The 19509-nt window shown below is 70.4% G+C and carries 15 protein-coding genes; 7 read left to right on the top strand and 8 right to left on the bottom strand.

The genetic code is table 11. The features are described 5' to 3' along the window. The 5 genes from ACFVIV_RS37325 to ACFVIV_RS37305 form a co-directional block, all read right to left on the bottom strand. Positions 1 to 266: hypothetical protein (locus tag ACFVIV_RS37325; protein ID WP_379204766.1), on the bottom strand; the 266-nt coding region annotated here is incomplete at its 3' end. Positions 267 to 396: 130 nt separating this feature from the next. Continuing rightward, complete coding sequence (locus ACFVIV_RS37320; protein WP_379204770.1) at positions 397 to 4437, bottom strand: ABC transporter ATP-binding protein; 4041 nt, start codon at positions 4435 to 4437, stop codon at positions 397 to 399. Positions 4438 to 4605: 168 nt separating this feature from the next. Further along, entirely contained in the window at positions 4606 to 5394 is a 789-nt protein-coding gene (locus ACFVIV_RS37315; protein ID WP_379204765.1) for an ABC transporter permease, read from the bottom strand. A gap of 40 nt (positions 5395 to 5434) precedes the next feature. Further along, entirely contained in the window at positions 5435 to 6379 is a 945-nt protein-coding gene (locus tag ACFVIV_RS37310; RefSeq protein ID WP_379204763.1) for an ATP-binding cassette domain-containing protein, read from the bottom strand. Then, positions 6376 to 7092, bottom strand: a complete 717-nt coding sequence (locus ACFVIV_RS37305; RefSeq protein WP_379204762.1) for a hypothetical protein — start codon at positions 7090 to 7092, stop codon at positions 6376 to 6378. The genes ACFVIV_RS37310 and ACFVIV_RS37305 overlap by 4 nt, the downstream gene beginning before the upstream one ends. A 105-nt stretch (positions 7093 to 7197) precedes the next feature. Between ACFVIV_RS37305 and ACFVIV_RS37300 the strand changes: the two genes are divergently transcribed. Beyond that, a complete protein-coding gene (locus tag ACFVIV_RS37300; RefSeq protein ID WP_379204760.1) occupies positions 7198 to 8034 on the top strand; it encodes a helix-turn-helix domain-containing protein in 837 nt (278 codons plus the stop codon). A gap of 4 nt (positions 8035 to 8038) precedes the next feature. Continuing rightward, positions 8039 to 8455 carry a VOC family protein gene (locus ACFVIV_RS37295; RefSeq protein WP_379204758.1) on the top strand — a complete coding sequence of 139 codons (417 nt, stop codon included), beginning with the start codon at positions 8039 to 8041 and terminating at the stop codon, positions 8453 to 8455. Here the strand turns inward: ACFVIV_RS37295 and ACFVIV_RS37290 are convergent. Next, entirely contained in the window at positions 8445 to 9434 is a 990-nt protein-coding gene (locus tag ACFVIV_RS37290) for a glutathione S-transferase family protein (protein ID WP_379204756.1), read from the bottom strand. The genes ACFVIV_RS37295 and ACFVIV_RS37290 overlap by 11 nt on opposite strands. A 40-nt stretch (positions 9435 to 9474) precedes the next feature. On the opposite strand from ACFVIV_RS37290, the gene ACFVIV_RS37285 reads away from it, so the two are divergent. Next, complete coding sequence (locus ACFVIV_RS37285) at positions 9475 to 10269, top strand: enoyl-CoA hydratase/isomerase family protein (protein WP_379204754.1); 795 nt, start codon at positions 9475 to 9477, stop codon at positions 10267 to 10269. A 116-nt stretch (positions 10270 to 10385) separates the two neighbouring features. Continuing rightward, positions 10386 to 11624 (top strand): class I adenylate-forming enzyme family protein, encoded by a 1239-nt coding sequence (locus ACFVIV_RS37280; protein WP_379204752.1) that lies wholly within the window; start codon positions 10386 to 10388, stop codon positions 11622 to 11624. Positions 11625 to 11800: 176 nt separating this feature from the next. Here ACFVIV_RS37280 and ACFVIV_RS37275 read toward each other — a convergent pair whose 3' ends face one another. Further along, positions 11801 to 12535 (bottom strand): tyrosine-protein phosphatase, encoded by a 735-nt coding sequence (locus tag ACFVIV_RS37275; RefSeq protein ID WP_379204750.1) that lies wholly within the window; start codon positions 12533 to 12535, stop codon positions 11801 to 11803. Between the two features lie 358 nt (positions 12536 to 12893). Between ACFVIV_RS37275 and ACFVIV_RS37270 the strand changes: the two genes are divergently transcribed. Continuing rightward, positions 12894 to 13373, top strand: coding sequence for a TetR family transcriptional regulator (locus ACFVIV_RS37270; RefSeq protein ID WP_245721567.1), 480 nt, complete (start codon positions 12894 to 12896; stop codon positions 13371 to 13373). 75 nt (positions 13374 to 13448) lie between these two features. Further along, positions 13449 to 14624, top strand: coding sequence for an amino acid deaminase/aldolase (locus ACFVIV_RS37265; protein ID WP_379204748.1), 1176 nt, complete (start codon positions 13449 to 13451; stop codon positions 14622 to 14624). Positions 14625 to 14661: 37 nt separating this feature from the next. Here the strand turns inward: ACFVIV_RS37265 and ACFVIV_RS37260 are convergent, their stop codons facing one another. Beyond that, complete coding sequence (locus tag ACFVIV_RS37260) at positions 14662 to 18387, bottom strand: AAA domain-containing protein (protein ID WP_379204746.1); 3726 nt, start codon at positions 18385 to 18387, stop codon at positions 14662 to 14664. A gap of 394 nt (positions 18388 to 18781) precedes the next feature. Between ACFVIV_RS37260 and ACFVIV_RS37255 the strand changes: the two genes are divergently transcribed. Next, positions 18782 to 19471, top strand: a complete 690-nt coding sequence (locus tag ACFVIV_RS37255) for an alpha/beta hydrolase (protein WP_379204744.1) — start codon at positions 18782 to 18784, stop codon at positions 19469 to 19471. The last annotated feature ends 38 nt before the right edge of the window (positions 19472 to 19509 follow it).

Raw genomic sequence — 19509 nt, 5'->3', positions numbered from 1 at the left:
GGCGCGGCGGCTGCGGGAGCGGGCTGCGGAGCGACGGCGGGCGCGGGAGCCGCGACGGCCGGGGCCGGGGCGGGGGCCGGCGCGGGCGCGGCCTGGGTGGTGGGGGCCGGCTGGCTGTTGCCGGTGTCGCCGGTGTTCTCCGGCGTGTAGTCAGCGAGGAACTCGTGCCAGCTCTCATCGACCGACGACGGGTCTTGCTTGTACTTCTGGTACATCTCGTCGACGAGCCACTGGTTCTGTCCGAACTGGGATGTTGAGCTGCTCACAGCAGGTGTTCGCCTCATTTCGTTCTTCGCGCTGCGACGTTTGTGACGTGCCCGGCACGGGTAATCGGCGGATGCGCGCCGATGCGCCCCCTCTGAGGATATGCCCACCCCTGTTCACTCATGGGCACGGCTACCACCGGGCGGACACATCTTCTCGTGACGACTCGTCCTCGCTCGAGAATATTCCCTCTGTAGCCCGCGCCGCAGCCCACAGTCGGTTGTACGTTCCCCGTGCCGCCAGCAGTTCGTCATGAGTCCCCATTTCGGTGATCCGGCCGTGCTCGACGACGGCGATCCGATCGGCCTGGGCGGCGGTCGCCAAGCGGTGCGCGACAATCACCGCGGTCCGGCCGCGCGTCACCGATTCGCTCGCTACCAGCACCGATGCCTCGGCCGCCGGATCCAGGACGGCGGTGGCCTCGTCCAGGAGCAAGAGTCGCGGGTCGACCAGTTCGGCGCGGGCCAGCGCGATCAGCTGCCGCTGCCCGGCCGAGAGCCCGCGGCCGCGTTCGCCGACCGGTTGCCGCATTCCGTGCGGCAAAGCCTCGATGGTTTCCAGCGCGCCGACCGCCGCGGCGGCCGCGGCGATCTCCGCCGGCTTCGCAAAAGGTTTGCCAAATGCGATGTTGCTGGCGATGTCGCCGGGGAATAAGTGAGCTTCCTGTGGCACAACTCCCAGCCGGGCCCGGAAGTCGGTGAGTTTGTAGTCGCGGATATCGACGCCGTCGACGCGAATCGAGCCGGTGCGCAGCGGTTCTCGATCCGCGCGCTCCGAGGCGTCGATACCGTCCGTTATCGAGCCCTGCGCGGCAGTGTGAACCGTGTCACCCGAGCCGTGCAACGTGTTCTCGTCCCGGGGCATGTCGTAGAGCCGGGCGAGGAGTTTGACGATGGTCGATTTGCCCGCGCCGGTGGCGCCGACGAGCGCCAGGCTGGTGCCCGCCGGGATGCGCAGGCTGATGCCGTCGAGGGCGGGCAGGGCCGCTCCCGGATAGCGGAAGCGCACCTCGTCGAAGACCACTTCGCCGCGCAGGGTGCCGTCGATGCGCACCGCGTCCTCGGGATCGGCGGCGATGGACGAGGGCGTGCGCAGCAGTTCCCCGATGCGCCGCAGCCCGACCCGCGCCTGTTGATAGCCGTCGAACAGCTGTGAGAGCTGATGGATCGGCCCGAACAGTAATTGCAGGTACAGCACGAACGCGACCAGCGTGCCGGCGGTGGTGGTGCCGTCGGCGACCTGGCGCGCGCCCACGAAAACCACGGCGGCCAAGGCCAGATCGGCCCACGCGCCGACGAAGGCGAAGAACACCGAGATGGCGCGCTGCGCCCGCATGCGGCTGTCCCGGTAGCGCTGCGAGTATTCCGCGAAGCGCCGCGCGGCCACGGCCTCGTGCCGATTGGCCTGCACCACGCGCAGTCCGGCCACATTCTCGGCGAAATCGCCGTTCACGGTGGCGGCGTGCTCGCGGGAGGCGCTGTAGGCGGCATTGGAGACCCGCCGGAACAGCCATACGGCCACCAGCAGCGGCGGCAGCGTCGCGAAGATGATCAGGGCCAGGTGCGCGTCGATCAGCACCAGCGCACCCGCGATGCCCACCACCATCAGCAGCGCGATGAGCGCGTCCGGCAGACCCGTCTGCAGGAAGGTCGACAGCGCGTCGATATCCGTGGTCATCCGGGTCATGATCTTCCCGGACAGCTCCCGCTCGTAGTAGTCCAGCCCGAGCCGCTGCAGATGCGCATAACTGCGCACCCGCAGCCCGTACAGCGCGCGTTCACCGGCCCGCGCGCCCCACACCAGCGCGGTCGACGCCACCACCCACCCGAACCCGGCCAGCAGCGCTCCCACAATGGCCGCCCGCGCCAGCGCCCCGCCATCCCCACCGGTCACGCCGTTGTCCACGGCATAGCGCACGATCGTCGGGAAACCCACGCCGACAACGGCATCCACCGCCAGCAGCGCCACCATCCCGATCACCAGCCAGCGCACCGGCCGCAGCGCCCGCGACAACCGGAACCCCGGATCGGGCTCGCGCAACTCCCGATCGTCCAACCCGGGCTGCTCCTCCGCGGCCCGCAGCCGACTCAGCGCCCGCCGGACTTCCGCCGGCGTATCCGGATCCACCGCCTCCTCGGCCCGGACCGGTTGCGAATCCCGACCGGCCGTGTCGTCGGCTCGGGTCGCCCGCGAATCCCGCTCGGCCGCGGCGTCGGCCCGGGCCTGCGAATCCTGGCTGGACAGCGGCGCCGAGCCGAGCGGCTGGCGAGCAGTTCCGCTCGTCATCCCGGCAGGCTTTTGGCCGGGATCCACACCGGCCGGTTGGATTCCGGCCAAGAGCGCGCCGGAATGACGAGGAGGATTTTCGGCCTGGCGCTTGTCGCCCGTTTGGCCGAGGGGCGTGAGTGCCGCACCAGCCCCGGTTGTGCTCGTCGCGGGAGCTGGGTCGGTGGAGGCGAATCCCGTTGCGGGCGAGTGCGAATCCGTGGTGTCGCGGCGCGCGGCATCCGGGCCTGGCAACCGGACGACGCGGTCGGCGCGGGCCAGGGTGGATTCGCGGTGGGCGAGGATGAGGGTGGTGCGGCCCGAATCGGTGGGCAGGGCGTCGAAGATGGCGGCCTCGGTGAGTGCGTCCACGGCGGAGGTGGCGTCATCGAGGATGAGGATGCGCGGGTCGGTGAGCAGGGCGCGGGCCAGGGCGATGCGCTGGCGCTGGCCACCGGACAGGGTCAGGCCGCGTTCGCCGACCACGGTGTCGTAGCCCTCGGGCAGCGCCTCGATGAAATCGTGTGCGGCGGCCCGGATGGCGGCGGTGCGGATTTCGTCGTCGGTGGCCTCGGGCCGGCCGAGAGCGATATTCGCGGAGATGGTGTCGGAGAGCAGGAAGGCCTCGTCGAACACCACGCTGATGGCCGACCGCAGATCGGCGGCCCGCAGATCGGCGATATTCGCGCGGGAATCGGTGCCGTACAGCGTGATCCGGCCGGACTCGGGCGCGTAGAAGCGGGGGAGCAGCAGCGACAGCGTGGATTTGCCGGAACCCGCGGGACCGATGACGGCGACGGTCTCGCCCGGCGCGACAGTGAGGTCGAAATCGCGCAGGATGTGGCGGCCGGAATCGAATCCGAAGCTGAGCGCGTCGATTTCGATGCCCAGCGGCCCGCGGGGCAGCGGCACCGGATGTTCGGGATCGATGCGGTCGGGCGCACTGTCGATGACCTGATGCACGCGCTCGGCGGCGGCGCGGGTCAGCTGCGCCATCACGACCACCATGGATACCGTGCGGGTCGCATTGGTCATGGTGCTGACATAGGCGACGAAGGCCAGGAAGGTGCCGAGCCCGATAGCGCCCTGCAGGGCCAGCGCGCCGCCCATGGCGATGACCCCGACCAGTCCCAGCTGCGGAATGGTCGCCAGCGTGGGCGCGAACCGCGCGTCGATCCGGGCCGCCCGCATGCGTTCCGCGTACAGCCGCCGCCCGTGCCGTTCCAGCAGATCCACCATGCGGGCTTCCTGCCCGAAGCCCTTCACCACCCGGACGCCGGTGACGGTCTCCTCCACGTGCTGAGCCAGATCCGCCCCCCGCTGCTGCGCCGACCAGGTCGCCGCGTACAGCGTGGGCCGCACCCGATAGACGACCACGCCGAGCAGCGGAACCACCAGCAGCGCGGTCAATGCCAATGGGGGAGACAGCCACAGCATCACACCGGCCGCCAGCACGAATTGCAGGGCCGCCAGCGAGGACCACGGCCCCATGGCCAGCAGCCCCTGCACCAGCGTCAGATCACTGATGGATCGCGAGACGACCTGCCCGGTCCGCAGCGCGTCCTGCCCGGGCCCGTCCAGGCGCTGCAGCGCGCCGAGCAGATCCACCCGCAGCTCGTGCTGCACATCGAGCGCGAGTCGCCCGGCGAACATGCGCCGGCTGAAGCTGGCGAGGAAGCGTCCGGCGGCCAGCAGCGCGAGCAGCCCCGCCATGGCCGCGATGATCTCGGTGTTCCCGGCGGTGGCCCCGTCCAGGGCGCGCTTGGCCAGCAGCGGCCCGGTGACCTCCACGACCGCGCCGATCACGACCGCTACGCCGATTCCCGCGAGCAGCCACGGGTGCTGTTTGCTGCGCCCCCACAGCCGCCGCAGCCAGCCGGCCGTCGCTTCGTCCGACTCCCGCCCCATCGCCTCATCCACCTTCGCGCTCATCAACAGCGGTAAGACCGCCGTACCCCCTGTTTGTTCCCGCTCCTGACAACCACTCGATCGCCCAGTGTGCCCCTCGGCACCGACAGACGAATCGATCTTGGTTGGCCGGAGCGCGAATCCGCGCGGTGACCGGGGCGATCCGGGTCAGAGATCGCGGCGGGTGAAGAACCACCAGGCCGCGGACACCGCCGCGGTCGTCCACAGCAGCAGCACCACAATGGCCGCCGGAGTCGGGGCGATGAACACGCCGTCGTCGAATTCGCCGCCGCTCATGGCGCCCACGGTGGCCGAGATGGGCAGGATGGTCGCCACACCCGGGGTCCCCATGGCCCGCGCGACCACCCAGACCAGCGGTTCCAGCACGGCCGCGCCGAGCACCGCGGCCATGGCCTGCACCGGCGAGCGCAGCAGCAGCCCCAGCGCCGCGGCGATGACCGACCAGCACACCGCGGCCAGCAGCACCCCGCCCAGAATGGCCAGGAATCCGGCGCCGATGCCGAGCCGCTCGCGCCCGAAGAGCAGCATGGCCGCCCCGCCGAGCAGTTCCGTGAACAGCACGGTGCCCAGCGAAATCGCGCCCACCACACCGAGTTTCGAGCCCAGCAGCACATTCCGGTCCGGGGTGAACAGCAGGCTGGTGTCGATCGTCCGATACCGGAATTCGCTGCCCGCGGCCGCCGCCCCGAAGACCGCCGCCAGCACCACCGACCCGACGAGCGCGACCGCCACCGCCGCCGCGGACCAGCCGCCGCTGAAGATGAGCTCGCCGCCCTCGAGCGTGGAGTCGAGGAACAGGCCCATGGCGGTGAACGCGAACAGCCCGCCGCCTATGACGATTCCGGCCAGCGTGCGGTTCATGCGCAGCGAAACGACCTTGCGGACTTCGGAGTTCACCGCCCGCAGCACGGATTCCGGCACAGCGGTGAGGATCATCGGAAGTCCCTTCGTGGAAATTCGCACCCGCGCGCGAGGGTCAACGCGGCATCCCGTACGCGGTCGGCGACGGGTAGGCGGCGGCCGCCGGGCGGGTGAGGGTGGCGAGGACGTGGTCGGGGTGAATGTGCTCGGCGGTGATCTCGGTGAGCTGCACCCGCGCCGTGGCGGCCGCCGCCTCCAGCTGCGGCAGGCTCGCCTCCGCGACGGCGAGCCGGCCGTCCGGGCGCATGATGGCATCGGTGAAACCCGCCGCCGCGAGGGCGGTGGCCAGCGCGATCGGGCTGGAAGCCTTGACCAGGATGCGATCCGGATGACTGCGGCGCAGCCGGGCCGGGCTGCCCTGATAGGCGATCTTGCCCTGATTCAGCACAATGAGCTCGTCGGCCACCGACAGCACCGCGGTGAGGGTGCGCGCGGTCAGCAGCACGGTGCCGCCGCGGCGGGCGTGTGAGTGCAGGAAGTCGTTGAGCCACACGGCCTCCGCGGGATCCAGGCCCGCGGTGGGATCGTCGAGCAACAGCAGCGGCGGATCGCCGAGCAGTGCGATGGCCAGCGCCAGCCGCGTGTGCGCTCCGGCGGGCAGGACCGATAGCCGTTGCCCGGCAACGGTATCGAGCCGGACCAAGGTCAACAGCTCTTCCACCCGGCTGTCGGAGACCCCCGCGGCGGCCGCGAATACCCGCAGCTGACCGGCGACGGTGCGTGCCGGATGCAGTCCGCGCGGCGACAGCATCGCGCCGACGGCCTGCCGTCCCGGGCGCACCCCGGACCCCGGCCCGCCCACGCTCGCGGTGCCCGCCGTCGGCTGCAACTGGCCCAGCAGCATGCGCAGCACCGTGCTCTTGCCCGACCCGGGCGGCCCCACCAGCGCGGCGATCTTCCCCGCGGGCACCACGAAACTCACATCGTCGACCGCCGTGACGGTCCCGAACACCTTGCTGAGCCCGCCGGCGGCGAAGGCGAGCGGCCGCGGTCCGCTCATGCCTGCGGTTTCCGCGGCGCGGCTTCCACGGCGGGCAGCGGATCGGCATCGATGACCAGCGGCTTGGGCCAGGTCACCGGCGGTGCGCCGAAGGCCTTGCGGGCATTGTCGATCACATGGTGCCCCATGGCCCGGTTGCCGAATCCACCGATGGCCGCGCCGATTCCGGCCGGGATCACCTTGCCCAGCATGAGCGCGCTGCGCTTGGCCAGGAACTGCACCATGAACCGCTTGAGCAGCGAATCGTTCATGGAGCTGATGCCGGGAATCTTGTTGGCCAGCAGATTGCCCCAGTTCTTGGCGGAGTGGCCGACGCTCTTCTGCACGATCTCCATGCCGCTCTCGCCGAGCACGACGGCCAGCACCAGGGCGCGGCGGCGTTCCTTGTCCTCGGGGGCGACGCCGTGCACGGCGGCCACGGCGAGGGTGAACACCGCGGACGCCTCCAGGAAGAACGCGGTCTCCGCGCTCATGGCGGTGAGCGAGGCGACGGTGCCGACGCCCGGGACCGCGGCGGTGGCGCCCACGGCGGTGCCGCTGGCGGTCACGGTATTGAGGTACAGCTTCTCCAGCCGCTGCAGCACCTGGGCGGGGGTGTCGTCGGGATGACTGCGTCGGGTCTTCTCGACGTACTTGGCGACGGCGGGTGCCTGCACCTGCGCCCCATTGTCGAGCAGCGAGACGACCGCCTTCTCGAGCCCGGACTTGAACATCGACTACCCCTTAATTCGCACGGTCCTCCGACCGAAACTCTATGGCACCGGGTCAACGAACCGCGAGAGCAGGCGGTTCCGCCCGGCGAGGCTTACGGTGAGTTGGTGACCGGTGTGTCGGAGGGCGCGAGCGGGTTGCCGGATCCGCGACTGCGGGCGTATGTCCTCGGCTACGAGGGCTATCTGTTGCGCGGGTTCGAGCCGGGGACCCATGTGGGCATGCCCGCCCGGGCGCTGACCGTGATCATCACCATCGACGAGCCGATCCGGGTGCCGGTCTCCTCGCACCCGGAGCAGGCGGGCGGCACCTGGAGCATGCTGGCCAGCGGGCTCACCGTGCGGCCGGCCGTGATCGCGCACAACGGCTATCAGCACGGGATCCAGCTGGATCTGACGCCGCTGGGTTGCCGGGCGCTGTTCGGGGTGCCGACGGCGGCGCTGGGCTCGTGGATCGTCGATCTGGAGGAGGTCCTGGGACCGGCGGGGGAGTTGCGGGAGCGGCTGGCGGCCGCGGCGAGCTGGCCGCGGCGCTTCGCCATCCTGGACGAGGTCCTGCTGCGCCGCATCCATCCGGTGCCGTGGGATCCGGAGCTGTCGCACGCCTGGACGCTGCTGTCCGGGCCGGATCCGGCGGTGCGGGTGGCGGCGGTGGCCGCGGAGATCGGCTGGAGCCGCCGGCATCTGGGCAATCGGTTCAGCGCCGAATTCGGGGTGACGCCCAAGGATGCGGTGCGCATCGCCCGCTTCGAACGGTCGCACCGGCTGCTGCGGCTGCCCGATCCGCCGGTGCTGGCCGAGATCGCCGCGCTGTGCGGGTACTACGACCAGGCGCACATGGCCCGGGAATGGCGGGAACTGGCCGGCATGCCGCCGTCGGTGTGGCGGGAGCGCGAGGTGTTCCCATTCGTCCAAGACCCGGTGCCCGCCGAGCAAGGAGGGTAGACGCATGACCGATTCGACAACCTCCGTACAGACCGCCGCCATTGTGTGGCCGACCCTGACCTACCGTGACGCCCGCGCCGCGATCCGCTTCCTGGAGCAGGCCTTCGGCTTCGAAACCATCGCCTGCTACGGGGAAGGGGAGCGGGTCGATCACGCCGAACTCGCCTGGCCGGGCGGCGGCGCCCTCATGCTCGGCTCGGCGCGCGAGGGCTCGGCGATCAAAGACCTGCCCGCCGGCGTCGGCTCCGTCTATATCGTCGTGGACGATCCCGATGCCCTCTGCGCCCGGGCGAAGGCCGCGGGCGCGACCATGGTCCGCGACCTCACCGACCAAACCGATTACGAATCACGCGATTTCGTCTGCCGTGATCCCGAAGGCGTCTACTGGAGCTTCGGCACCTACGCGGGCGCTAAGCACTGACCGGCGGCGGAGTTCCGTCGCCGAAGGGTTTGCCGCCCAGGGATTCCCGGCCGTGCGGCGTGCGCCAGTTGGCCAGGTCGGGACCCTTGGGCACGATCTTCGTCGGATTGATGTCGGTGTGCACGATGTAGTAGTGCTGCTTGATCTGCTCGAAATCGATCGTGTCCCCGAAACCCGGGGTCTGATAGAGGTCGCGCGCGTAATCCCACAGCACCGGTAGCTCGGTCAGCTTCTGCCGATTGCACTTGAAGTGCCCGTGATAGACCGCGTCGAACCGCACCAGCGTGGTGAACAGCCGCACATCGGCCTCGGTAATGGTGTCGCCCACCAGGTATCGCTGCCCGGCCAGCCGCTCCGAGAGCCAGTCCAGCGCGGTGAAGAGCCGGTCGTAGGCGGCCTCGTACGCCTGCTGATCACCGGCGAACCCGCACCGGTACACGCCATTGTTGACCTCGGTGTACACCCGCCGGTTCACCGTGTCGATCTCCGCGCGCAGGTCCTCCGGATACAGCCGCGGCGCACCGGGTCGGTGGAATTCGGTCCACTCGGTGGAGAAGTCGAGGGTGATCTGAGCGTAGTCATTGGTGACCACCTGACCGGTCGGCACGTCCACAATGGCCGGCACCGTGATCCCGCGCGGATAGTCCGGATACCGCTTGAAGTACGCATCCCGCAGAAAGTGGATGCCCAGCACCGGATCCACCTCGCCCGGATCCAGATCGAAGGTCCAGCTGCGCTTGTCGTGGGTGGGCCCGCACAGCCCCAGCGACAGCGCCGATTCCAGCCCGAGCAGCCGCCGCACGATCAGCGTCCGATTGGCCCACGGGCAGGCCCGCGCCGCCACCAGGCGATACCGGCCCGGCTCGACCGGGTATCCGTCCCGGCCATCGGCGGTGATGCGGGTGGTGATGTAGTTCGTATCCCGTTTGAACTCGCCCGGTTCGACGTAGCTGCCGGACTCCGATGCAGAGGTGGTCACGTCACCCATACTGGCAGACCCGTGTCGTAGATTCGGGCGCATGACTGAGACGAAGCCCACCCGCCTGGAGCACATCGCCACCGAGGGGGGTGCGCGGGCCGCGGTGCTGACCATCGACCATCCGCCGCTGAACCTCTTCGACAAGGCGCTGCTCGAGGCCCTCGCCGTCGATATCGAGGAGCTCGCCGCCGAGTCGCCGCGCGCGCTGCTGGTGCGAGCCGACGGCAAGCTGGTCTCCGGCGGGGTGGACGTGCACGTCTTCGACGGCCTGTCGACCGCGGAGGGCGCCCAGTTGTGGCAGACCTTGTTCGCGCGCATCATTCACCCGCTCGAGGCGCTGCCGTGCCCGGTCGTGTTCGCCGCGCACGGCCTGACCCTGACCGCCGCCTTCGAGATTGCGCTGGCCTGCGACATCATCCTGGCCGCGCCCAAGGCCAAGTTCGGTCTGGTGGAAACCGTTGTCGGCCTGACTCCGTCGATGGGCGGCCCGCAGCGGCTCGCCGAGCGCGCGGGGTCCGGCCGCGCCCGCGAATTCGTCATGACGGGCGATCTGTACGACGCCGCCACCCTCGCCGACTGGGGTGTGGTCAATGCCGTGCACGACGATGTCGACACCGCGGCCCGCGCCCTGCTAGCGCGACTCGCCGATGGCCCGACACGCGCGCACGCCGCCACCAAGGAGATCATCGGCGCCTGGCGCTCCGGCGGTGTGGCGCATGCGGATTCGGTGACGCCGCAGGTCTCCGGGCAACTCTTCGGCACCGAGGACCTGCGGAATGCGGTCGCGAGTTTCCTGGAAGTCGGTCCGGGGAAAGCTACTTACACGGGGCGCTGACCTGTTTCCGCCCCATAAGGACTCCACTACGTTTGCCGACAATCCGCCCACGGATGTGATGTGCATCATATAGTCACTCATGCCTGGCAGGGCTCGAGGGCACTCGGAGGGACTGTATGTCGCAAATACTGGTGGAATACCCGCACACGCGAAATGCCCGGTGCGACAACCCTCTTGCGCGCGGCGCCGACGGCATCCTGCGCTACGGCAACCTGACCCCGGCGCTCACCGAACTGCTGGACATCCAGGTGCACACCTTCTCCTCCCGGGAGGCGGTGGTCGAGATCGGCGGCCCCCGCCTCACCTATCGCGAGCTCTGGTACTCGGCCTCGCGGATCGCGGGCGGGTTGCAGGAGCACGGCATCGGCTACGGCGACCGGGTCGCGGTGCGCATGCCGGTGGGCGCGCGCTGGGTGCAGGCCTTCCTGGGCGCCCTGCTCTCCGGCGCGGTCCCGGTGCTGGTCCACGACGGGCTGCCGGATGCGGTGGCGGAGCGCGTGATCCGCGATGCCTGCGCCGACTACATTCTCGACGGCGGCGGCAGTGCGGCCGGTTATCGGGAGGCGCTACCCGATGCGGCGGCCTTCATCGACGACGGCGCCTCGCTGAGCGAGCTGGCGCTGCTCTGCTACACCAGCCCGGGCCTGGAGGGCGGTCCGCGCGGGGTGGAGCTCACCAATGAGAACCTGCTCTCGGCCATCCGCTCCGTGGTCGGCGCGCTGGATCTGCCCACCGAGGGCCTGCGCAATCTGGTGCTGCTGCCGCTCGCGCACGCCAGCGGCTGCGTGGATCAGCTGCTGCCGACCTTCGCCGTCGGCGGCACCGTGGTGCTCGCGCCGGATCGGGCGGCCGTTCCGGAAACCCTTGTCGCCGAACGCATCGATATGGTGTCGGCGACGCCGCGCATCTTCGCCGGACTGCTGCCGGAACTGGCCGGCCTGCGCGTGGAGCGGGTGCGCCAGGTGTGCAGCGCCGGGCATCGCACCGAGCTGGCCGCGGCCGATCCGAATACCTCCGAATCCGTGGCCGACACGCTGCGCGAGGTCTTCCCCGCGGCCCGGCAGTGGTCGGTCTGGGGCGCGACCGAGACCAGCGGCATCGGCCTGGCCCGCGACGACGGCGCGGCCGCGCGCGACATTCTCGGATTCGCCTTCGGCGGCACCGAATTGGCGCTCTGGGGGCCGGAGGCGGCCACCGGCCACGGCGAGTTGCTCTGCCGCGGTCCGAATGTGAGCCGCCGGTACTGGAACGACCCGCAGACCACCGAATCCCGCTTCACCGGAGCGTGGTTCCACACCGGCAATCAGGTCAGCATCGACCCGGACGGATTGGTCCGCCGCGCACTGGTCGACTGAAACAACGCGCACTGGTCGACTGAAACAACGCGCACTGGTCGACTGAAACAGCATCCGGCGCGACCGCAGCCGCGTGTTGGTCGCCTGCGCCGCATCCGGCGCGACCGCAGCCGCGTGTTGGTCGCCTGCGCCGCATCCGGCGCGATCGGGCCGCCTCCCGCTCGCTCCGACGCGTGTCAGTCGAGCAGACGCACGCGCAGCGCCGCGCGATCCTCGGGCGTGATGCCGATCTCGGCGAGGTAGCCGTCGATGCCGCCGTACATGTCCTGCATGGATGTGGTGGCCGCGGCCAGGTACTCCGGCTTCACGCCGAGCAGATCGTCGGACAGTTCCTCGTTCATGTCCGCGGTCATGAAGGCGCGCAGTGTCGGCACCGCGTCATTGCTGAGCAGGTAGTCGGCGTAGATGTCGTCCTCGAGGACGTCGACCGCGCGCAGCAGGGTGGCCACGGCCCAGCCGGTGCGGTCCTTGCCGGCCGCGCAGTGCACCAGCGCGGTGCCGCCGAGCATCGAGCCGGCCAGCCGCTTGATGGCGGCGTGCGCCTCGGGCTTGGCCGGGAACTCCCGGTACACCTCCAGCATGTGGCCGTGGGCCGAGGAGTGGCGGCGCGCCTCGTGCGGCGGGGTCTCGCCCATGGCGGCGTCGAACGGGGTGATGTGCAAACGCACCGCGCCGGGCAGGGCGTCATGGCCGATGAAGTCGATTTCGGCGGGCCCGCGCAGATCGTGCACATCGGTGACCCCGAGTCCGAGCAGCGTGTCGCGTCCGGTGTCGTCGAGCCGGCTGAGCTGGGCGGACCGCAGCAGGATCCCCTCGCGGACCGTGGCGCCGCCGGTGGTGCGGGCGCCGCCCACATCGCGGAAGTTGAACGTGCCGGAGATGCGGAATTGGTCGGGGCGCGCAGCAGTCACCCGCTCAGGCTAGCGGTTGACCGGGCAACCCTCCTTGCGTGTGGGTTGCCGCACATCCACTATCTTTACGTTGAACAATGTTCATAAAATACCAATCGGTCCTAATAGTGCGTTTACCAGGCGATCGAAGAATTTCGACGATTCCCATTCGATCGCGGGCGAGTCCCGATTAGGTAACAAAACAATCCTAGGGTACGAAAACAGCTATCAAAGCTGGTCGTGGAGCAAGAAAACGACGTAGCATCGATACCTGTTGAACGGGTACGCCCAGGTCTCGCTTGGGGATCAGTGCTGATCACAGCCCGTTGAGCGAGCCGCGCGGGCATGTGCGCGAGTTCTTTCGCCTAGGGAGTCGTCGTTGAACGCAAGTGGAGAAATCGTCCAGGTCGGGCTGCGCCCGGCCATGATCGAGGCCATCGAGAAAGCGGCCGCATCTCTCGATTTCACCGGTAATCGTGCGCTGCGAATCCTGCTGCACGCGGGAGTGAGCACGCTCTGGCCGATCTTGAAGTCGGCCCCGGACAGGCAGATCCAAGCCTATGAGGCCACCCTGGTCGCGCTGCGCCGGCGGTGGGAGAACCAGACCATGTGCATACCGGACCCGGAGGCGTCGGCGACCTTCCGCGGACTGGACGCCGCGGTCACCGAGTTCCTGCAGCTGTGCGCGCAGCGCTCGGGCACCCAGTGGCTGGAGCCCTGCGATGCCATCGCCGCCTATCTGGTCGCGGTGATCCAGGGCATGGTGCTGCGCTGGCTGGCCGACTGTGATGACGAGACCTCGCTGGTGGTCCTGGACGACCTGGTGCAGTACCTGTCGACCAAGGCCGTGGATCTCTGAGCCGATGGCCGTGGATCGCTGAACCGATCCCGGCAATTGCTGGACGTTTGACCAGTTTCGTGGTCGAATGATCGAGTGACCGATCCGTCGCCGATTGCCGGGCTGCACGCGGCCACCGCCGAACTCGACGCGCCACTGGCCGTCGTCGACCTCGCCGCCCTGCGTGCGAATGCCGCCGATCTGGTGCGCCGCGCCCGCGGGGTGCCGATCCGGGTGGCGAGCAAGTCCGTGCGCTGCCGCGCGGTGCTCGAAGAGGTGCTCGGCAGCGACCTCACCGCCTCCGGCGGATTCGCCGGCATTATGGGTTACGCACTGCCCGAAGCCATTTGGCTGGTCCGCCAGGGCGCACGCGATGTGCTGCTCGGCTATCCGACCGCCGACCGGGCCGCGCTGGCCGAACTGGCCGCCGATCCGCTGCTGCTGGACTCCATCACCCTCATGATCGACGACACCGATCAGCTGGATCTGATCCGGGCCGCCGTGGGGGACAAGGCCGCCGTGCGGGTGTGCATCGATGTGGACGCCTCGCTGCGCATCGGGCCGCTGCACCTGGGTGTGCGGCGCTCGCCGATCCGCTCGCCCGAGCAGGCCGCGCGCCTGGCCGGGGCGGCGAGGCGGCGGGGCTGCAATGTGGTCGGCGTGATGACCTACGAGGCGCAGATCGCGGGCCTGCCCGATACGAATCCCGCTGTGCGCCTGGTGAAGAAGGCCTCGGCGACGGAGATCCTGCGCCGCCGCCGGCGGGTGCTGGACGCGGTGCGCAATGAGGTCGGGGAACTCGAGATCGTCAACAGCGGCGGCACCGGGTCCATCGAGGTGAGCATTTCCGATCCGGACGTCACCGAGGTGACCGCGGGTTCCGGGCTGTATCTGCCAACGCTTTTCGACGGTTACCGCAATCTCGCGCCGCGGCCGTCCATGTACTTCGCCCTGCCGGTGCTGCGGCGTCCGGCGGAGGGCATCGCCACGGTCTTCTCCGGCGGCTATATCGCCTCGGGTCCGGCGGGCGCCTCGCGCGTGCCGAAACCGGTGTGGCCCTTGGGTTTGGGGCTCATCGGCACCGAGGGCGCGGGTGAGGTGCAGACGCCGCTGACCGGTTCCAACGGATTGCACATCGGTGACCGCGTGTGGTTCCGGCATGCCAAGGCCGGGGAACTGTGTGAGCGCTTCACCCAGGTGCAGCTGGTGGATGCCGACGGTAAGCGCACGCCGGTGCCGACCTACCGCGGCGAAGGCCAGTGCTTCGGCTGACAGTGCTTCTACAAAAAGTGGTTCTGCCGATCGGCTTCTAGACCCGATCCAACTGGAGTACCGCCGCGAGGTCGGAGACCTCGGCCATGGTCGCGGGCAGGTACTCGGTGAGCAATGGTGAGCGGACGATGACGGCCGCCCACATGGCGCGCGAGATCGCGCTGGTGAGCCAGTGGCGCGACAGCAGCGTGCCGATGCCGTGCGGGGCGTCCTCGGGGGCCGAGGTGGTCATGGAGACCAGGACCACGGCGGCCTCGCGGCCCTGGAAGTGGTCGGCGGTGCCGACGAGCACGTCCTCGATCCTGGCCCGGGACAATAGGGTTCGGATGCGCGCCACCTGGGCGTGATAGGGGGCGACGACCAGGATGTCGTGCGGGTGCAGTCGGCGGGTGACCGCGCCGGTCTGCCAGGGCAGGCCCAGCAGGGTGCGGACCTGGCGCACGATCTCGCGGGCCTCCTCCGCGGATTCGGTGCTGTTGCCGTGATGTTCGACCGTCACGGTGCGCACGCCCGGCGGGACGCCGTCGAGTTCCCGTGCCAGGGTGACGGTTTCATTGGAGCGCAGGCGATTGTCGTAGCGCAGCCGGGACACCGGGCCGCTCATGCGCGGATGCATGCGCCAGGTGCGGTCCAGGAAATAGCCGTAGGCGGCGGGCAGGGTGCGATGCGGTCCGACCAGGCGGCCCAGCGCCGAATCGCCCACCGGTTCGGGGTGCACGCCCTGAGCGGCGGCGGGGGCGGGATCGCCCACCAGCAGCAGATTCCGGGCGCACACCGCGACCGCGACGGCCTCGGCCAGCGGGAACTTGCCGGCGTCGGCGATGACCAGCAGGTCCAGGCCGGCGCGCGCGATGCGCTCGGCATCGGCGAAATCGTTCGAAAGTCCGCCCACCACACAGCCATTGACGGCATTGTCGAGGAAGCGCGGATACCTCGATGCCTCGATGGGCAGCCATTCCGGGGCGACGGCCTGCGCGTCGGCCTTGGCGACGAGTTCGGGCAGCACGCCCACCTGCACCACGGCGTCGAGGACGTGCTCCACCACCGCGTGCGAGCGGGCGACCACGCCGACGCGCCACTTGTACCGGGTGACAAGCCTTTCCACCACGCGGGCGGTGGTGTCGGTCTTGCCGGTGCCGGGCGGGCCCTGCACCGCCACATAGGAGTTCTCGAGATCGAGAATGGCGGCGGTGACGGCGGCGGCGTGATCGCCGAACACCTCCGGCAGCGCGTCCGCGGAGCGCAGGCGGGGCGGGCGGCGGCAGAGCAGGTCGAAGACGGCGGTGTCGGGCACCTGCGGCAGCGTGACCAGCAACTGGTGGGCGGTGTCGTCCAGGGCGTCGGCGAGCAGTTCCTGGCGGCCCGGCGGGCAGGGTGCGATGGCGGCGGGCAGGTCGTCGTAGGGTTCGCAGCCGTCGGGCAGCAGTTCCACCACCCGGACCACGTCCTCGAAATTGGCGTCGAGCGAACAGCCGAGCACGGTGGCGTGCGCGACGGCGCGCTGTCCGGGCGCGGCGGTCATGCCCTGCACCGGACGGTCGTACAGCGTGAGCACCCGGGTTCCGGGCGGCGGCGCGTTGCCGGTGCCGAGCCGCCCGGTGAGGGTCAGATACCGCCGCATGGGCCGATGGCCGGTGCTGTGCCACTTGGTGTCCACCGCACCCCAATCGGCGACCAGCACGCCCGGGGTGTCGGCCCACTCCTCGACCGGATGATCCAGCCGATCGTCGTGCGCCCACCGCAGCGGCCGCCCCTCCCGCCGGTGATATCCCAGCGCCGCCGCCATGTAGGCCGCCGCCACCTGCGCCTGGCACCAGTGATCCCGCTGCCCCGTCTCGGCGAAGGCCCGCAGGGCCGCCTCCACCTCGTCGGGCCCGGTCTCCCAATAGTCGTAGGACATCCGCCGCGCCGGCCGCACCCCGTGCTCCCCGGCCAGCCGCAAGAGCCAATCCCGCAGCCGCACCACGGCTTCCGGCCCGCTCTCGTCCTCTGCCCGATTCGGCGGCAGCTGATGCAGATCGTAGGACCGCTCCCCGACCATCAGGGCCGCCCGCACCACCGGATACAGATCCACCAGCGCCGGCAGCACCTCGGCCACCATGTCCTCACCATCGGCATGCCGCTCACCCAGCCCGCTCAGCAGCGGCCGTAACCCCCCGCGATAGTGGTGAATCCGCATCCCCGGAAACGCCCGCTGCCGCTGCGCCAGGAACTCCAGCAGCGCCCACCCGTCATCGAGCGCCACCCCACCACCGCGCGCCACCCCACCACCGCGCGCCACCCCGGAATTCGCCTGCACCCCGGCCTCATCCACCCGAATCATGAACACGACAGGCGCATCCGCCGGATCGGCCGGATCCAGCGGGATATCGACCCGCTGCGGTGCGGCCTCGGCCGCACCGAGATCGGCCCCGGCCGCATGGAACTCGGCCGCGACGGTGTCGAGCGCGGCCCCGATCGCGTCGAGCTCGGCCTCGCGTGCGTCCAGTTCGGCCCCGGCCGCGTTCGGTATGGCCCCGTCGGCCTCGCTCGCGCGGGGTCCTGCCCCGGCGGCGTCGGCGGCCGAGTCGTGGCGGCCGGCGTCGGGCTCGGGTCGGCCATTGGCCTGCGCGGGGGAGCCGTCTGTCGGCTCGGGATCGACCGCAGTGGCTTCGATTGCTTCGGCCGCTGCTGCGGACGATTCGGCGGTGGTGATGCTCGACCCGGAGGCGTCGCCGAGGCGGGGTGCGGTGGCGGCGCTGTCGAAGACGGAACTGTGGGCGCGGATGCTGACGATGAGATCGCCTGCGGTGGTGGTGTTCCGGTGGTCGGCGGCGTCGGGTATGCGGACGCTGACGAAGAGGTCGCCGGGGGTGGGGGCGGCCAGGGCGGCGAGGGCTGCGGCGTCGATGAGGGTGTGGGTGGGGTGGCCGGTGCGTTCACGGTGCAGTTGGAGTTCGGCCTGGCGGCGCAGGGTGGCGAAGGCGGGGGCGGGGATGCCGGTGACGGTGGCGTCGGCCTCGGCGAGGCGGTCCACGGTGGTGATGCGGGCGTCGCGGAGTTGGGCGCGGGTGGCGGGGCGCATGCCGGCGATGAGGAGCAGATCGCGGCGGGCCTCCAGTTCGGCGGTGCAGGCGGGGCAGCTGCCGCAGGCGAGGAAGCGGCGGTCGCCCCACTGCACGGGCAGTAGCTCACCGAGTTTGGCGTCCAGGATGTGCTCGAGTCTGCGCCGGCGCGCCTGGTAGATGACGGCGATATCGGCGAGGGGATGCGTGGCGGGCACGCCGTCCAGCCACAGGCGGGCATGCGGCGCGGTGCGGAAGTCGTTGCGCCGCAGCGCGTCCGCGGCGGCGGCCAGGGTCAGCAGGGCGGTGACGGCGGTGCGGCGGGTGGCCACCGCGGCGGGCAGGTAGTCGTGGGTTTCGGGCGCGCTGTCCAGCAGCAGGAAATCGCAGTGCGCGGCGAACCGCCCGTCGAAGAGCACCGCGCCCGCGACCGCGTCGGCGCGGGCGTCCAGGGCGGCGCGGGTGCGCTCGTGCGCGGCCGCCAGTGCCGCAGCGGTTTCCGCCGGATCGAGCCCCTCGGGCACGCGCACCCGCACCACGCCGCTGCCGTACCGGTCGCGCAGATCCGCCAGCTTGTGTTCCGTCGCCGGATCGCAGGCGCGCGGAAGCGCACCGGTCGCCGGCGCGACCGGTGCCACCAGTCCCAGTTCGGCGTCGAGCGCGCGCAGCAGCGCGAACTCACAACGCGCCGCCGACACCAGGTCTCCGGTGCTGCACACGACACGATCACCGAACAGAATCAATAGCGGCCCTCCTGTGCCTTCCGCTGACACCCCGCACCCGGACACGCGTGCTTGCGTGCTGCGCCGCACCCTCCGCGACGGCCGCGCCGCGCCGTGCGCGACGACCGAGTCGCGCAACAGCGTAATGACTGGTGCGGCAATGGTGTGCCGCCAGGTGGGCCGCGGGGTGGCCCGGCTCACGCTCGCGCATCCGCACGTCAGCCCCGGTTTTGCGGGCGGTGTTGGGAGACAACACGACTCGCGGTCACATTATTGCCGAGCCGGTGCCGTCCGACCGGGCGGACCGGTGAAACCCCATCGACCATTTCGGCGTGTCGCACGGCCCGGGCGCGGTGCGGACGGCGGCCGGAGTGTTTGCGAGAATCGCCGGATGCCGTACTTCGATGGCCCCCGCGGGCGGCTGCACCACCGCCGCTGGCCGGTCGGGAATCCGGCCGCGGTCATCGCCCTGCTGCCGGGAATCGGCCAGCACAGCGGCCACTACCACCGCTTCGCCCGGGCCTTGAGCGCCGCGCGAATCGAGCTGTGGACCCTGGACACCTCGGGCCACGGGCTCAGCGAGGGTGACGCCGAACACCCGGGCACTTTGCCCGAATTGTCCGCTGACGCACACGCATTCCTCGACCTCATCCCCACCGCCGCTCCGCTGTTCCTCATGGGGCATTCCCTGGGCGCGGCGACCGCGGTCGCGGCTCTCAACCCCGAGGCGGCCGCGACAGCGGGCGGAGTGCCGCCACTGTCCGGCCTGATCCTCTGCGGTACTCCCAAGGCGGTGCCGCTCGGCGAATCACCGCGGTCCGCCCGCGGCACGGTTCCGGTGCGGGGCGCGGCCGGAGGCCAGACCGAATACGCGCCCCTGGAATCGATTCCGGTCCTGATCGTGCACGGAGCCGATGACCGCCGCGCCCCGATCGCCCCGGTGCGCGAGTGGTCGCGCCGGGTGTCCGCCGACTTCCGCGAGTACCCCGACGCGGGCCACGATCTGCTGCACGAACCGGTGCAAGCCCAGGTCACCGCCGATATCTCGGACTGGGTGCTGACCCGCGTCGCACCGCGCTGACCCTGGCCGGGAATCCGAACCGTTAGGCGCGGCAAGGG

The organism is Nocardia sp. NPDC127526, assembly GCF_042672265.1.
Classification (GTDB): Bacteria; Actinomycetota; Actinomycetes; order Mycobacteriales; family Mycobacteriaceae; genus Nocardia.
Note: the sequence above shows the minus strand (reverse complement) of the source record. Positions and strands in the feature narration are given on the sequence as shown.